General features: G+C 50.7%; 10 protein-coding genes and 2 pseudogenes. 5 read left to right on the top strand and 7 right to left on the bottom strand.

Annotated features, from left to right (window positions below; genetic code table 11):
- Window positions 1-169 precede the first annotated feature (169 nt).
- From ABY734_RS06930 to ABY734_RS06915, 4 genes are all read left to right on the top strand, one after another.
- A complete protein-coding gene (locus ABY734_RS06930) occupies window positions 170-1,207 on the top strand; it encodes a helix-turn-helix domain-containing protein (protein WP_372747132.1) in 1,038 nt (345 codons plus the stop codon).
- 227 nt (window positions 1,208-1,434) lie between these two features.
- On the top strand, window positions 1,435-1,755 hold the full coding sequence (locus ABY734_RS06925; protein ID WP_372747131.1) for a 2Fe-2S iron-sulfur cluster-binding protein: 321 nt from the start codon (window positions 1,435-1,437) through the stop codon (window positions 1,753-1,755).
- Window positions 1,756-1,775: 20 nt separating this feature from the next.
- Window positions 1,776-3,050 carry a cytochrome P450 gene (locus ABY734_RS06920; protein WP_372747130.1) on the top strand — a complete coding sequence of 425 codons (1,275 nt, stop codon included), beginning with the start codon at window positions 1,776-1,778 and terminating at the stop codon, window positions 3,048-3,050.
- Between the two features lie 125 nt (window positions 3,051-3,175).
- Window positions 3,176-4,846, top strand: coding sequence for a GMC oxidoreductase (locus ABY734_RS06915; RefSeq protein WP_372747129.1), 1,671 nt, complete (start codon window positions 3,176-3,178; stop codon window positions 4,844-4,846).
- Window positions 4,847-5,208: 362 nt separating this feature from the next.
- Here the strand turns inward: ABY734_RS06915 and ABY734_RS06910 are convergent.
- The 5 genes and pseudogenes from ABY734_RS06910 to ABY734_RS06890 all read right to left on the bottom strand — a co-directional run.
- Window positions 5,209-5,739: pseudogene (locus tag ABY734_RS06910) on the bottom strand (transposase); the annotation flags it as partial.
- A gap of 10 nt (window positions 5,740-5,749) precedes the next feature.
- Window positions 5,750-6,124 (bottom strand): annotated as a pseudogene (locus ABY734_RS06905) (helix-turn-helix domain-containing protein); the annotation flags it as partial.
- Between the two features lie 199 nt (window positions 6,125-6,323).
- Window positions 6,324-6,656, bottom strand: a complete 333-nt coding sequence (locus ABY734_RS06900; protein ID WP_372747128.1) for an antitoxin Xre/MbcA/ParS toxin-binding domain-containing protein — start codon at window positions 6,654-6,656, stop codon at window positions 6,324-6,326.
- A gap of 624 nt (window positions 6,657-7,280) precedes the next feature.
- A complete protein-coding gene (locus ABY734_RS06895; protein ID WP_372747127.1) occupies window positions 7,281-7,949 on the bottom strand; it encodes a hypothetical protein in 669 nt (222 codons plus the stop codon).
- A 115-nt stretch (window positions 7,950-8,064) separates the two neighbouring features.
- A complete protein-coding gene (locus ABY734_RS06890; RefSeq protein ID WP_372778255.1) occupies window positions 8,065-13,428 on the bottom strand; it encodes a hypothetical protein in 5,364 nt (1,787 codons plus the stop codon).
- A gap of 432 nt (window positions 13,429-13,860) precedes the next feature.
- On the opposite strand from ABY734_RS06890, the gene ABY734_RS06885 reads away from it, so the two are divergent.
- Window positions 13,861-14,856 carry a formylglycine-generating enzyme family protein gene (locus ABY734_RS06885; RefSeq protein ID WP_372778254.1) on the top strand — a complete coding sequence of 332 codons (996 nt, stop codon included), beginning with the start codon at window positions 13,861-13,863 and terminating at the stop codon, window positions 14,854-14,856.
- A gap of 13 nt (window positions 14,857-14,869) precedes the next feature.
- Here ABY734_RS06885 and queC read toward each other — a convergent pair whose 3' ends face one another.
- A complete protein-coding gene (gene queC, locus ABY734_RS06880; protein WP_372747124.1) occupies window positions 14,870-15,565 on the bottom strand; it encodes a 7-cyano-7-deazaguanine synthase QueC in 696 nt (231 codons plus the stop codon).
- 3 nt (window positions 15,566-15,568) lie between these two features.
- Window positions 15,569-16,219, bottom strand: coding sequence for a 7-carboxy-7-deazaguanine synthase QueE (gene queE / locus ABY734_RS06875; RefSeq protein WP_372747123.1), 651 nt, complete (start codon window positions 16,217-16,219; stop codon window positions 15,569-15,571).
- Between the last annotated feature and the right edge of the window lie 12 nt (window positions 16,220-16,231).

Raw genomic sequence — 16,231 nt, 5'->3', positions numbered from 1 at the left:
TATCCACCAGACACCACCATTAATGTCTGGCTAAAATCTTAGGCGGGAGTTATAGTCATTTGCAGCCAATGTCTGTCGTATTACGCCAATGTGACAGGGGCAATTCCGGCCAAGTTATTCCTCAAAACCCATGACATACAACAATAAGAAGGCATGATGAAATACACCTATGCCCCATGCTACTAACACCCTACAGCAGCTCGAGAAAACCCTACTCCCTATAGCCCTGCTAGACCTAGGGGAGAAGTTTTACGACTTCAGAAAAATTGATAAAAATGATCTGTATAAGCGCTGCCTCATATCAAACGAGCAAATATCTCGCCGGGAGGGCACCATTAACGGCTGGCAGTTTCGCGAGCTATTTCGCTGCTGCAAAGATATCGCAATGCCAGGGACCCCTCTGTCAGTACAGCTCGCAGATTTTATTCCCATAACCATACCTGGCGGCATGTTCGGTCTGGCCTCTTTTACGGCAAAAACGGTTAGGCAGGCCCTGGAAGTAATGATTGATTTTTCCGACACCGTTATGCCGGCGTACCGCTTTGCCATGCATGATGTTCAGCAACATTGCCACATCGTGATGGAGCCACTAGTCGATTTCGATGACATCCAGCATCAGCTCGACGAGTCTGTATGCGGCTATCTTCTCAACCTTCGCCACTTCGCCAACTTGCCGGAACCCGCTGTTCGCATTCACCTAACCCATGACCCTATGGGCGAACTTGAAGATTACGAAAATAAATTCAACGCTAAATTTCTTTTTTCACAGAAGACCATCGAGGTGGTCTTTGACAAACACCATCTGTCACAGGCTCTATATACCCATAATCAGGCAACATTCGAACAAGTCTATACAAACCTGAAAACCTCAACCAGCTTGAGCTCGCATGCCACTTACAGTGCAAAAGTGAGCAAGGTTCTTCGTCAACGGCTTACCAGAATGCAGCCGATGAACATATCTCAGACAGCCGAAGAGCTGAATATCTCCGAGCGCACCCTTGCGCGACGCTTACACCAAGAAGGGGTTTCATTTGCGGAGCTAAAGCAACAGGTGTCCATTGAGTACTCCAAGTATTTGCTGAATGCTACGGAACTTCCCGTTTGCAAGGTAGCATTAGCCTCTGGTTACAGCAGCGACTCCAATTTCGCACGTGCCTTCAAGCATGCTACTGGATTGACCCCAAAACAGTTTCGCTCCAGTAAATAAAAGCCGCACTCGCCCAGACTTGGCTATACGCTCTCATTCACACAATCTTGTCCAGCCTCGATATTTCACGACCCGGTGAACCCGGCAGCACCCTAACGTAATTAGGCTCGAGACCCAGGAAAGACACCAACTGTCTGCTAATGAACAGTTTTAGTCTGAAAATGACAGGGGTTCGAGGGCTATCTTACAGGCTAATTCACAGCCAAACCTAAGACAGGAGAGCCATTGTGATTGAGGTTAAGTTTATTGAACACAGCGGTGAAGTGCACGAAGTCACTGCAGAATCTGGTGCCAGCTTGATGCAAGCGGCTCTCAACAACAGCGTCCCGGGCATTGACGCAGATTGCGGCGGGGGCTGCGCCTGCGGCACTTGCCACGTCATCGTATCACCTGAATGGATTGATAAAGTCGGCTCTCCGAACGAGACAGAGGCCATCATGCTGCAAATGACGCCAGAAGGCTGTGAACGATCAAGACTTTCATGCCAGCTGCAGCTCAATGACGAACTTAATGGACTGGTTGTCGAACTTCCTGAATTTCAAATGTGACTGACACAGGGCATAGAATAATGACTAGCCAATCAGACCGACAAAAAGAAACACTGCCAGACCCCTATGAGCTTCCCCTCGAAGCCATCGATTTGAGCGATCCAGCCCTATACTCCCAAAATCGCTGGCAAGATTATTTCAAACGTGTACGTGACGAAGACCCAGTCCACTATCTCCCGGAAAGCCCCTTCGGCCCTTTTTGGTCGGTGACGCGGTTTGAAGACATTGTTGCCGTGGACACCAATCATGAAGTGTTTTCTTCTGAGCCCTTCATCATGATTGGCGACCCTGACGCGGACATCCCACTTGAAAATTTTATCTCCATGGATCCTCCCAAGCATGACGAACAACGAAATGCTGTACAGGCTGTTGTTGCACCTCGAAACCTTGCCTCGATGGAAGATCTTATCAGAAGCCGAATCAGTGAAATTTTTGATCAGCTTCCAACTGGAGAGAGCTTTGATTGGGTCTCCAGTGTATCCAAAGAACTAACATCCCAGATGCTGGCGACGATATTTGATTTTCCTTATGAAGATCGCCACAAGCTGGTCTACTGGTCAGATATAGCTACATCAGCACCAGAGCTATCGGGAGGCAACGCCTGTAAAGAAGAACGCTTTGCTGCTTTGCAAGACATGGTGGAAACCTTTGCTCGACTTTGGCACCAAAAAGCGGCGCATCGTGAAAAAGGGGGCGCACCCGGCTTTGACATGATCAGTCTTCTTGAGGCCAATGAAGATACGCGAGACATGATAAATCGCCCGGCGGAATTTATGGGCAACCTTGGCTTACTGATTGTTGGCGGGAACGACACCACTCGAAATTCGATCTCCGGCAGCGTATTAGCTATGAACGAGTTCCCAGAGGAATTTGCCAAGCTCAAAGCGAACCCGCAACTTGTCCCGAATATGGTCTCGGAAATTATTCGCTGGCAAACACCTCTAGCCCATATGCGCCGTGTTGCTAAATGCGATTACGAGTTAAACGGGAAGCAGATTAGAAAGGGCGATAAAGTTGTCATGTGGTACATATCTGGTAATCGCGACGAGCGCATTATCGAAAACCCGGATCAGGTAATCGTCGACAGGCAGCGGGCGAGGCAGCATCTGTCCTTCGGTCTTGGCATTCACCGTTGTATGGGAAACCGTCTTGGCGAAATGCAGCTTCGCATTACCTGGGAGGAAATTCTTAAACGGTTTGAAAGCATCGATGTTGTAGGAAAGCCAGTCCGTGTGCACTCAAACTTTGTACATGGGTATGAGTCAATGATGGTGAAAATAAAATCTAAGCACTAATCATTCGTCAAGTCTTCTTCCCTTCGCCTCTCGACGCGAGCTTTGATGGCTCGTGTTTTTAGTTGGAGATTAAGTTTTCCGGCTAAAGGAGGCTTTTTTATCTCCTGTAGTTTCGAGTGAATAGCATGACCGAATTCGATTACGATTATTTGATTATTGGCTCTGGGTTCGGCGGTAGCGTAAGTGCGTACCGGTTGTCTCAGAAAGGATACAAGGTTCTCGTAATTGAGCAAGGTAGACGCTGGTCACCAGAAAATCTTCCCATTACTAATTGGAAAGTATGGGATTACCTATGGAAACCACTGCTTAACCTCAAAGGATTTCTTAGCCTTAGGTTATTCAAGCACGTAATGATTTTACATGGCAACGCTGTCGGCGGCGGCTCCATTACGTACGCGCAAACATTGCTAGTGCCCCCCGATAGCGTTTGGCGGAACGGCAACTGGGCCGGCCTGGATGATTGGGAAAGCGTGATGCCATCGTACTACGAAGAAGCTAAACGCATGCTTGGCGTTACGACGAATAAACAGCCAGCGGCCGCGGATGAATTACTTTACAGCCTAGCGAAAGAAGCTGGCGTTGAGAGCACCTACTATCATACAGACGTGGGGATATTTTTCGGCAACGAAGATGACAATCCCGGCACTGAGTACCCTGATCCATATTTCGAAGGTGAGGGTCCAGCGAGAAGCTCCTGCATCGCTTGCGGCGGATGCATGGTGGGCTGCCGGTATAACGCAAAAAACTCTCTAGATAAAAACTACCTGTACCTTGCAGAGAAACTTGGCACGGAGATCCTTTCTGAAACTCGCGTAGTCGATGTGCGCCCGCTGGGCGGAGCCCTTGATGGCAGTAAGGGCTATAAGGTGAGCGCGAAAAACGCATTTTTACGCTGGCCGTCTCAATCATTTGAGTTCACTGCAAAGAACGTAATATTTGCCGCTTCGTCACTCGGCACTCAGAGCCTATTATTTCACCTAAAGGAGAAAGGCTCACTCCCCAATATTTCTGACGATTTAGGAAATCGCGTACGAACGAACTCCGAATCCATTCTGGCAGTTCGCTACCCCGGCACAGGAAAAGATCTGTCCAAGGGAATCGCCATTGGGTCAGGTATCTATATCGATCATAACACCCACATCGAAGCAGTCCGCTATCCCGATGGCTCTAACTTGATGAGTGGCTTGTTCACGGTGCTGACTCATGGACGCGCAGGATGGGTTCGCGTTTTCTATTGGGCGCTGTCAATGATTCGCCTCTTGGCAAGTCACCCCGCAAAGGGAATCCGAAGCCTGCTACCCTGGCGCTTCTCACGAGAAACTGTCATTTTTCTCGTTATGCAGACTATAGACGGCCATATTAATATGCGCTGGAAGCGACGCTGGTTCTGGCCCTTTAAGAAAGACCTCTGCAGTGAAGGCGAACCTATTCCTACGTTCATACCTGAGGCCAACGAATTCACGGAAAAATCCGCCAAAGCCACCGGAGGAATCGGTCTAAGCTCCTTATCCGAAATCGCTTTTAATGTACCGACAACCGCTCATTGCATGGGCGGATGCGCAATGTCGGATTCTCCGGAGACAGGAGTTATTGATTCAAGAAATCGGGTTTTTAATTACCGTAATCTTTATGTCATCGACGGCTCGATATTGTCAGCCAACTTGGGCGTGAATCCGAGCCTTACCATCACAGCATTGGCAGAACGTGCGATGAGCTTTATACCGGACAAACTCCAGATCTCTCAGAGCCCTCCAATATCTCACCTCCGTGAACTACGCGGTAGAAATGGCTTTTGAAACTAGCCAAAAGGAGAATCCAGAGCAATCACCAGATGTGACGAAGCCCAAACGGAAAAATTACTTTTTCCCAACACTTCGGTTTTTGAGCCTGAAGCTGGCGATGGCTTTCAGCATAAAACTCGATACAGCCATTGTCTGGGGTGGAGTCCATAAATTTCGATTCAGTATCAGTTTGACCCCGCCGTCCGGATGGAAATGAATTATGACACCGCAACTAAGTGGCTTTACCTCGAGACGACACAAACTGACGGACTGCGAGACTTCACACGGACGCACTGCTTCGCGTAGCTGGTGTGGACGGCGGCAGGGTTTGGTGTCTTAGACGTAAGCGTCCGGCCAACCCACCTTGCTCAGGCTTTCTAGTTGTGCGGCAGGAGGTCGTCAATCTTTGACTCCCGCTGCGTCGGCAGGCGTTGCATCACATCTTTCAGGTAGGCCTGCTGGTTCAGCCCATTGATCTCGGCGGACTGAATCAGACTCATGATGTTCGCCGCACGTTGACCGCTGCGCAGTGAGCCCGCAAACAACCAGTTCGAGCGCCCCAGAGCCCAAGGGCGGATCTGGTTTTCAACCCAGTTGTTGTCGATACGCACGGCGCCGTCATCCAGATAGCGGATCAAGGCGGCCCAGCGTTTCAAACTGTAGTCGATGGCTTTTGCGGTGCCGCTGCCGTCAGGGACTTGTTGTCTATTGCCGATTAGCCAGTGATGCAGTCGATCTATGATCGGTTTGGCCTGCAATTGCCGCTGCTTCTGACGCTCTTGTACTAACAACGCTTTAAACTCACGCTCAATCCGGTAAAGCTGCTGGATATACTCCAGCGCCAGTTCGGTGATCTGGCTTTGATTGGCCACATGCAGATCGTGGAATTTGCGGCGGGTATGGGCCAATATCCACGAAGGCCTTCAGGCGCTGTTTGAAGTTGGCCAGATCATGCCGCAGCCAGATTGACCGGACACCGCTTGGGGAGACGAAGACACCACGCTTGCGCAGCTCGTTCGAGACCCGTACCTGTCCATGTGCCGGTTCTTCCACAGCATACGCGACAACCGCAGACTCAATGGTGGGGTCGACCCGGTTTTTGTGATTAGGAACACGTCGATTCTGATCTAGCAGCGATTCTACACCGCCATCATTGACCGCTTCCTTGTAACGATAGAATGTATCTCGTGACACACCCATCATCTTGCAGGCCTTCAAGATATTGCCCAATTCGTCCGCCAAATTGAGCAGACCTACCTTGTGTTTAACAATCTTGTCATTAGTATGGAGCATGAGGGTTACCTTTGGTTTCGGTTGATTTCGGGTTTAGTCACCTTCAATCAATACCGGTAACCCTCACTTTTTCAAGGAGAGGTGTCAGATCTGGTCTGAACTAATCCACCTAAATCAAAGGAAGGCCAGTGACAGGCCTCGGTCGCTCGATATCTCTGCGGTTCGCCGTCCGGCTTCGCCGTAAAGCACCTTATATACCCTACACAAACCTAGCCAGGTATGATTCCACCTCATGGGCGCCTCCTTCGTTTTCAATGCAGTGCTCAGCTGGAGTCTTCCCATCAAAGTCGCGATTGGGGTTGGTCATCCAAAGGTAGGCGCGGTCTTCCCCTAGAAGACCAAGTGCGTATCGATGGATGGTTACAAAAACCACCAGCTTTTCCAGCGGCAGTGTGTTTAGCTCATCCATTGACGCGATATGCAATAACGGCAAGCGGTCCTCTTTTGGAATACCCCAGCGGTCTAATATCGTAAATACAGCTTTGATTGCGACTGCTCTCCGGTCTACGCCTTCTTTCTCGGTTTTCCCCACCGGCCTCTCTCCGATTTATTGGATTATGCCTTATCATAAAGCGTCGACGGTGCTTGCGAAATCCTGCATTTAGCAACCCCGAAGTGCCTTCCTTTATTTAGTTCGTCAGTGACAGCGACAATCCGCTCCAAACTTCCACCCCGAAAATACGCCTTGAGGGGCTCCTAGAGAAAAGTACCATACTGAAGGTGAGTTTTTTGGGCATGAATTGGTTAAGCATAACCGCACGAGCGTCATAACATGTCGCAGATACGCTATCTAGCCGAGTTATACCCAAAACTAAGCTGTCTGGCACCGACATTATGAGCCGTACTGGAAACAAGCGTCTCAAGCGCCTTTCCGAATAACCGATTACGAACAGCATTTCTTGACGAGAGCGAACACTGACCAGCCTCGCAAATCGAAACTCCATCCCTAAATATTCCGTCCCGATCTTTAAAGGGGAAAGAGCTTTGCGTTGTGTCTGTTGTGGATTCAAAAGAAATAGCTTTTAGGAAACTGGCTCTTCGCCCAGATAGCCGACTCTTGGCACAACGGACAAACTGAACGAAACACACAGAAACACTCTGACTAACATCTAGGAAAGCATCATACATGCGCATTCGACCTCCTCGCTGACGCATGCTAGCTCGATAGGCGAGCTATGATTTCACTGAGTATATCCTTAAGCCTCTCCTTTTCGGCTTTCGGCATAGTTTCAATCTCGACGCAAAACTCTAGAGAGTCGTTGATACTCGAAAAGATCTCGACAAAGTTCTCAACGTCTTCTTCCGAATCCAGCGTCAGCGTATTGCCTATTTCTCGGATCGTAAACACCTGCTCATAAGCTGCCCGGACTACGATTCCGCAAAGGGGCATTCCTTCAACGGGCTTTTCCTTACCATGTATATCGGAATACAATCTACTTGCATTCTCTATCGGAGATCCTTTTCTAAAACAACCCGACCCGACTCTTGTCAGACCATACTCTTTTTCCTCCTTAGTCTCACACTCAGACGGAAGCAATAATTTGTCATCATTTACGTTTATTTCAAGCGCGGCCCAATTTGACCTCCTCTGAATCTTCTTACCCAGCACTTTGTGGATGGTCTCTTCAATGAGCAATTGCGCTGAATGGTCTGTAAGTAACGCCGAATAGCCCAATTCTATGACTGACCTCCGAGGTTCAGTTTTTATGAGATAAGCAACCGTAAAATCATTGCGGAAAATAAATGGTGAGATAATCAATTTGGTAACTTTTTTCACGATCTCCAGATCGCTATGAACTATCGATATCGAGTGAATTTCCGCCATGGACTGCCCCTGAGAGAATATAGTTACTCCAAGCATAACTCCGGGATTCGGGGGACAACCTCGGTGAAACGGGTCGAAAACACCGTTTCACCGAGGTTGGCAAAAAAATACGTGCTTATGCTGTAAATTTAACTCTTGACTCCGCAATGGCGGAGAGAGAAAGCGCAAGTTGCAATAGACAGCGAATCGTTATTGCCGCACTAGCGGGCGTAGCGGCATCTCTCTTAAGGACAAGGATCAAACGGTTTTCTGCTGTCGTTTCTGAGATTGCATCTATAGGCAGACCAAGTGATTCAATAAGCTGGCCGACCCGTGGGCTATCCTCAGGCGCACAATTCCATACAACCGGCCGGCTGCACCAGCGTATTCCCCGAGCGAAAGCCATCAATTCACTAGATGCACTGAGAATGTGCTCATCGCTCAATTCTTCAATACGTTGTCGCCATTCTCTGAAAACGTAACTCGGCAGGTTGCGCCGTGGGAGTTGGTTCGCAGGGATAAGCTCTCCAACGATCCAGCTTTGTAGCACGCCACTTGGGACTGATTGAAAGTTAGTCTCGTGCTGTAGCCGTGATAGCGCTTTTAGAACGCGAGTTTTCACCTCACCTTCCATCACACTTTCTATCAACTTCGCACCCGACTTACCGCGAAACATGCTTTCAAATAGATCTATGGCACTGTGGACGCTGCTACGTCTTCGCCGTGACAGGTCGACGGGTAGTGGATGGATAGATGTTTTCGTATAAGTATTCGGCAACATCGCACCACAAGAAAGTCGACGAGTGAAGGTTCGGAAAGTTACCCCAGTCCGAATACGACGGACGTCCTCTGTGTTTTGAAAGTATTCGAGCATTCTCTTGGTGATTGGGTCTCGCGCCCCAGAATAGGCTAACGCGAACAGAATTTGAGCGCTGTGGGTATAGTGTGTCACTGTCGTTCGCAACGTAGTATGACCAAGCTGGGTTGATAGCTGGGAAGTCCGGCGCCATCGATGTAGGATATCGTCCTCACGCATGGCCTCAAGTAACGCCGTGGTTGCAACCGTGTGCCGATAGCGATGTATTCTTGCTCTACGATTTCCGCAGGCCAGGCGAAGAGCTTCTGTTGCCAAACTAAGTGCCTGAAAACGCAAATCTGCTCTATTGATATCATTAAAGAGCCACTCTCTATCGACATCTAACAAAGCATTCAGCCATGCCAGCTGGTTTTTTTCAAGCAAGAGTAAGCGCCGAGCGGCAGATGTTTTTAGTGATCGAGTCCGGTTATACCGAATAGCTAAAACGTGGGTATTTTCTTGTAAGTCCTTGTTCTTTGAAAACTGTAATTCGCTTCGCCTTGTGCCTGTGGATGATGCCGTATTGAGATAAGCGGATACTTGTTTTAATGCAGATTGTTCGGCAGTTGTCAATTGGCCTTGGCTGTGCCACGCGTCTAGAAGCTTAATAGCGTATTGATGTTCGGAATTAGTAATGACGTCTGCATCGATACTATCAAGTGTAGTACCACCACCGGAAAATCTAAGCAGCGGGAGATCTTCTAGCTCATGCATGTCACTAAAGAAGCGATTTATATGTTCATGCGATTTCTCCCTCGCCTTACCCGGCTGGCCGAGGTAGTCGCTTATTAAGTCGTGTATCTCTTCTTCATCTAGATCCCAGATGCACGTGCTACCCAGCGTTGCGGCGAGAATATCCGCTGTATCAGTCACGTAGTCACGTATTGTCTTAAAGCGCAGCTTCCCGCCGGTCTTACGATTCGCTGTCGGTTCAAATAGTTTAAATGTCCATTTCAGCAAGAGTTCAGTCGTTGGATGAAGCTCATCTTCTAACAGTTCGCCGAGCTCCTTTTTTGCCGTACGCCAGGGGCGCTCTCCGGGGGAGTTAGTCGTGGGGAGACGACTTTTGACCAGAGGAATTTCTTCTTCAAATTGCCCGATTTTTTTGCGAACCGACAGTCTTTCCGCATGCGTACGCTTCAGGGTCTTACCGGAATCCTCCAGCATGTCGGCGCTACCCCCACCCGAATAGAGCTCGGCTGCTCGCTTTGCTGGCAGCTCGCGCTGCAGGAGCCGCCCACTCACCACATCGGCAATTAGTTGCGGACAGCTGATTAGGCGTGATATTTCGAGGAGTTTTTCTATCTTTTCGAGGTTTCGTCGGCTGTACTTACGGTGATCACGTACGCTTTTGGGCAGAAGCCCATTGATGTTTCGGTAGAACTCAACGAGCGGTGGAACCGGTACGGTAGATGAGAAGGTTTTATCCAGAGCGGCGATAGCGGGTTTCGGAAAAAAACGCGCCATCACGTCCTCCGTCTTACTATTTAGCTTAAAATCTACTGCCCAGCATTTGAAGCTGTCTATCTGGTACGGTTTCGGTTTAGCGTTAAGTAGCTCCCACGCCAATTTAAAGGAGGGCAAATAATCACACATCACCAAAAAGAGGGCGGTCATCTCATGCAGTCTATCGGGAGGTGCCTGCGAAAACTTTTGAGCAATTTCCCGCTGCATTTTGTCTACTAGGTCTTTAGCCTGAAGATGGAATTTCGTAACCTGGATCGGGCTTTGTATATGCCAGTAAATGGGCGGAGGAAATTCGATATTCCAGTTATATGATTGCTTTAGCTCCTTGAGCCTGTGTCGAAACTGCTTTAATGCTGAAACCAGCGCTCGCTCACCCCCAGATACCTGTGTAAGCACTCGTTTCGATAATTGAATGCATTCTTCTTGACTGAGTGAAATACCCTTTGGGAAAGCAGCATCTTCAGTGAGTCCGAGGTGATTGCGCAGCTCAGCAGCAATCGCTTTGCGAGCTTTTTCACCTTCCATTGACGACGAGTCGAGTCCGCGCTGCCGCCTTATCAGCTGAGTATCACTCTTTCTAGTTTCCCTGACGCCCTCAAATATCTCGTCAATGCTTGAGACTTGGTTCAACCCCTTCAAACGGTAAGATGGCTTTAAGTAGACTTGCGTTGTATCCACCCCGCAGAGTTGCAGATAGCAGGTTAGCGGGTCTTCGAGAGCCTTGGAAAATTCGAGCGGAGAGATAACCGAGTCGCTGGCGAACAGCGACTTCCCAAATACATGTCCTAACTGCGTCTCGATGAGCAGAGGGTTGAGTAGATTGTGTCGCCTGGCATGGCTGGAGAAAAGGGTGCGGCTAAAATTGAGTCGATAGTCATCGGAAAGGTAGCGGTTAATAAATTCACGGGCCTTCCAAGGGACGCGCTGAATCGTCTTTTTGGGATATTTGTCGTCGCTTCCAGCCCTCCCTTTATCGCTGAGCCTCAGTAGCAAAGGTGCTTTTCCACTGAGGATTTTATCCACCTCCAGCGAAAGCGTGTACTCACTCTTGGCCGCATTAAATCTGCGCGTGTAGTCTCTCAGCTGGATGTAGTAGTGAAGTAAGCGCTCGATTTCAGCTGCAACAAATTTAGGGAAAGCGGCCAATCTACGATAAATGCTCGGGTCCGCGGGTTTGTCGGCATAGACAATCAGTCCGTTTGGCAGACTGAGCTGATCGAGCTTTAATTCGCCAAAATCGCGATGGTTTCTAGACGCCGTAGTGATCATGAGCAGCCAGGCCACCCAATCAACCCGCGCATTGTGATGTTCTACTGGAATGACACCCTCGAACTCGATTTTGTCAGTTGTCGCTAGACTTTGTAGTCTTTTAGAAACCTCCCGAATAGGATCAAGGCGCTGCCCTCCCCAAGGCGCCCCAATCAATTCGGTTCCAGCGATGCTGACGGCGTCAGCTAGCTCGATTCCCCAAATCTCGTGGCGAATCTCGCGCATCATCTGGTTAACTTGCTCGCAGTCACGAGCGATGTAGTGCTGGGCAGAAGCATTCACGCCAAGATCTTCACACAACAATAACTGTGCAAGAGGTAGATCCGAGGTGGCTTGTACGGTCGCTTGAACTATGGTGCTCCGCCAGCGGTGCATCGTAAATCGATCGGTTGCTGTTTCCCTCAAGTGCCGCTTGAGCGTGCCCACCCCTGCAATAATTTCTGCGAGAAGCGGAGATTGCAGGCTATCAATCCGTTTAATACGAGCTAGGATTTCCGGCCTGCGGGTGATTTCTGCCAGATTTACACGGACCTTAACCGTCTGCGATACACCATCAACAAACCTATCCAAAGCATCGGAGCCGGGTAGATCAGCAAACTCTTCACACCCAAGCACTCCGTGCTCTATTTCAAGATCGCTTCCCTTGATAGCCAGACTCAGTTTGGGCGCAGGTTCATCGTGTGGGAACGAAGGCCCAAATCCGACGAGCAAATTATTGACCTTATGGCTTGTTAGGCCGCTGACAATCAGTAGAACCCGCGCAATCTCATGAGCGTCGCTGTTGGTTTTATATCCTAGTAGCGCCTCCATGCACACGCGGGCTTCTGTGGCGGTGAGTGCCTCGACGCTTTGGCCGCTCCAGATGGAATTGAATCGAAGCTGGCTACCCCGAACTGAGACCTTTTCCAGCGAGCTTTCAGGCAGGTCTGCAGTTCTAGGTTCCGGCCTCGGTGTGATGATAGCCCCTGTTGGGGGGCAGTCATCGCTATCCGGATCCACCGGAAGTGTTGAAATCGACGCCGTTTCCGGGGCTTCCTCGGGGTGATCTTCCAGCCCCGGGATTGAGTGTTCACCTACAATCGCCTTAACCCGAGCTGCCTGCTTTTTCCGCTGCCTTGCTTTGATTTCGTCTTCTGATGGAGCTGCTTTTACTGTTTTCGTGCGCCTGGCCTCTCGCTTTGGCCGCTCTTCCTGGATGGCCTTAAGCTCACCAATGATGATGTCCAAATTTTCGACGCGATTTCGCCAAGTCTCATGGAAAGTGGAATCGTCGAGCGACCGGATAAAGACACTTAGCCCAGACCAGTCTCGTTTTTTAATATAAGCGGCCGCATCGTTCTGTATTTCTAAGTATCTACTTATATTGGCCCTTTCTAGCGGCTTTATCTTTCGACCCAGCCCAGATCGAAGCGCTTTCGGGAAGTTGCGACAGAAAATATCAATGGATTCGATGGTTGTGGGAGTTAGCGGCCGGGCGCCGCAGAAACTGAGCAACAAAAGAAGCCGACCGAGTCGCTCTATCTGCAGTTGGTCCGGTATGGGGCGCACGCCAGCGGGCCCGCTGACGAACATGAGGTCCGGGTCGAGGCTGGCGTAAACAGGACTGTCTTTGGCTGAAAGCGTTAAACGGTGCTCGTTTCTTATTGGCCGGTCTGGCTCATATCTCTCCGCTTGCTCAAGAGCGAGGGCGACCCTTTCGAGCTTTTCCCTGTGTGTCGGGTTTCCGGGGTAACCGTCAAAAAAATCAGGAAACTGCTCAATTATCGACCTTATCTCTAGAGCAATATCGGCCGAGTATGGCGGCGTTCCAGCACCTTCTCTCCAGCCCAAGAGCCTTGGCATTCGGTAGCCTCTTTTGCTTTTGTCCTTTTGGCTGCTTGGGAGGGAATCTGTTGCAGCAACGGCCACAAGCCCCAACCGGGCAACTTGTCACAGTCTATTACGATAACTAGAATTTTTGAATTATTTGCGCTGCTGATGCTGGCCGGAATGCCGAAACCACTCTATTTATCTAATGTTAAGTTTATCGTAATATATATAATATTATTAAATATCAATTACTTATTTACTTATAATGTTTTTTTAAATTTATAAAGGTATTTAAATATATTTATTATTACTAGGAAAACTTGTCTTTTAACCAATTGGCTGGTTCGAATCCAGCACGACCCACCATACATAAAAGGGGCTGCCTGCCAAGGTAGCCCCTTTTTTGTTTGACCCGGCGCTACGCGGCTAAATAATCTCCGACCTATATCGATTACCGAGCTCGGTAGCTGCCGAGAACAGGCCGATCTGCACTATACTGATCTCACTGATAACGCTAACACATGGCTCCACATGTTGACCGACAATACCTTTAAGCCGTTCTTGATCATTGTTGCAGTGCTGCTGGCGGCGCTCATTACCGCATGTAGTGACAGCCGCCCGAAGTCACCGGAGGGCATGGTTTATATTCCCGGCGGCGAGTATACCAGGGGGCTGGAGCACCCCATGATGCCTGAGGCCGCGCCCTTGCATAAGGTCCGAATTTCGCCGTTTTTTATCGACGCAACAGAAGTGACGAACAGCGACTTTGCAAAATTTGTCGATGCCACCGGCTATAAAACGGTCGCCGAAAGACCAATCAATCCCGAGGATTACCCCGGTGTCGACCCGGCCTTGCTGGTACCGGGCTCGCTGGTGATTGTTACCCCGGCGCACCCTGTCAATCTGAGCAACTATTCCCAGTGGTGGCGCTACGTTCCGGGAGCGAGCTGGAAACACCCCGAAGGCCCGGAAAGCAACCTGGAGGGACGCGAAAACCATCCCGTTGTCCATATCGCCTGGGAGGATGCGACCGCCTACGCGGAGTGGACGGGGAAACGGCTACCGACCGAAGCAGAGTGGGAATACGCGGCACGCGGCGGGTTATCCCAAGCCGAGTTTGCCTGGGGCAACAACGCCAGACCTGACGGAAAAATAATGGCCAATACCTTTCAGGGAGACTTTCCACACAACAACACTGGCGAAGACGGCCATGCCTTCACTGCCCCGGTAGGTTCTTACGAGCCAAACAGTTACGGTCTCTATGACGTCAGCGGCAATGTATGGGAATGGGTCAGTGACTGGTATTCGCCTGGCTACTACTCACAGTTTCGCTCGACCCCGGTCGCTGACAACCCAGGGGGGCCCAAAAACCTTAACGGCACCCTGCGGGAAAAAGTACAGAAGGGTGGGTCTTTTATGTGTACCGATGACTATTGCGCTCGCTTCCGGCCTGGTGCCCGCGGCCACGGAGACCCATTGACCAGCAGCAACCATGTCGGCTTTCGTTTGGTGCAGGATCTGAACTGACAGCCTGCGCTGCCTACTCGGCGACACTGCCCCAATACCGCGTCGGGTCATCGAGACCCGCCGCCGCGAAGCCTTCGCGGCGCAAGTAACAGCTGTCGCACTTGCCGCAGGCCCGGCCATCCGCGTCAGCCTGATAGCAGGACACGGTCAACGCGTAATCCACTCCAAGCGCCATACCCCGCCGGATTATCTCTCCCTTACTGAGGTCGATCAGCGGCGTGCGAATGCGCAGGCTGTGCCCTTCAGAACCGGCTTTGGTCGCCAGATTCGCCATGCGCTCAAACGCCTCAATAAAGTCCGGGCGGCAATCCGGGTAGCCGGAATAATCGACCGCGTTCACGCCAATAAAAATATCGTCGGCGCCCAACACTTCGGCCCAGCCCAAACCAATCGACAGGAACACGGTGTTGCGCGCCGGAACGTAGGTCACCGGAATACCCGCCTCTTCGCTGTGATCGGGCACGGCGATGCTGTTGTCGGTGAGGGCAGAGCCGCCGATGGCCGTTAAGTCGAGAGGAATTACCTTGTGTTCGACAGCGCAGAGGGCTTTCGATACGCGCTCTGCTGCCAGCAATTCCGCGCGATGGCGCTGACCATAGTCGAAGGCCAAGGTGTAGCAGTCATAGCCCTCACCCCGGGCCATCGCCAGAACCGTGGCGGAATCCAGACCGCCGGATACCAGTATTACTGCGCGCTTGGGTGTCGTCATACCTCAGTGCCCGGGTTCATCATTCCAGAGGAGTTTGTGGAGTTGCAACTGAAAGCGCACCGGCAGATTGTCCTGCACGATCCAGTCCGCCAGTTCGGTGGCATTCTGCTGGCCAAAGCTCGGTGAAAACAGAACTTCCCCAGCCCGCTCACTCAGTTGGTACTGGTCGAGCTGCAGTCGCGCCCAGTCATAGTCGCGACGGGAACAGATCACAAATTTCACCTGATCATGTTTGGTCAAAAGCGGAATATTGTCCCACAGGTTGCGACTGCTTTCCGCCGAGTCCGGCGTTTTCAGATCCAGCACCCGCGAGACCCGCGCATCCACTTTATTGATGGGCATCGCCCCGCTGGTTTCCAGAGAGACCTGGTAGCCCGCATCACACAGCGCGCTGAGCAAAGGGATGCATGAGGGCTGCGCCAAGGGCTCACCCCCGGTTACGCAGATGTAACGTGGCGAGAAAGCGGCCACCTGCTCCAGCACCTGGGCTTGGGTGAGTCGCTCACCGCCGTGGAAAGCATATTCCGTGTCGCAGTACTGGCAGCGCAGCGGGCAGCCGGTAAGGCGCACAAACACCGTAGGCAGGCCCACGGTCAGGGCTTCCCCCTGAAGGGAATAGAAAATTTCGGTGATACGCAGGCTGGTGTCGGTCATAAATACAAAAAT

Source organism: Litorivivens sp. (genome assembly GCF_041624475.1).
Taxonomy (GTDB): domain Bacteria; phylum Pseudomonadota; class Gammaproteobacteria; order Pseudomonadales; family Spongiibacteraceae; genus Litorivivens.
Note: the sequence above shows the minus strand (reverse complement) of the source record. Positions and strands in the feature narration are given on the sequence as shown.

Excerpts from the sequence above, each read along its gene's own strand:
- ABY734_RS06930 (WP_372747132.1), top strand. The coding sequence starts at position 170 with ATGCCCCATGCTACTAACACCCTACAGCAGCTCGAGAAAACCCTACTC.
- ABY734_RS06920 (WP_372747130.1), top strand. The coding sequence starts at position 1,776 with ATGACTAGCCAATCAGACCGACAAAAAGAAACACTGCCAGACCCCTAT.
- ABY734_RS06915 (WP_372747129.1), top strand. The coding sequence starts at position 3,176 with ATGACCGAATTCGATTACGATTATTTGATTATTGGCTCTGGGTTCGGC.
- ABY734_RS06895 (WP_372747127.1), bottom strand. The coding sequence starts at position 7,949 with ATGGCGGAAATTCACTCGATATCGATAGTTCATAGCGATCTGGAGATC.
- ABY734_RS06885 (WP_372778254.1), top strand. The coding sequence starts at position 13,861 with ATGTTGACCGACAATACCTTTAAGCCGTTCTTGATCATTGTTGCAGTG.
- queC (WP_372747124.1), bottom strand. The coding sequence starts at position 15,565 with ATGACGACACCCAAGCGCGCAGTAATACTGGTATCCGGCGGTCTGGAT.
- queE (WP_372747123.1), bottom strand. The coding sequence starts at position 16,219 with ATGACCGACACCAGCCTGCGTATCACCGAAATTTTCTATTCCCTTCAG.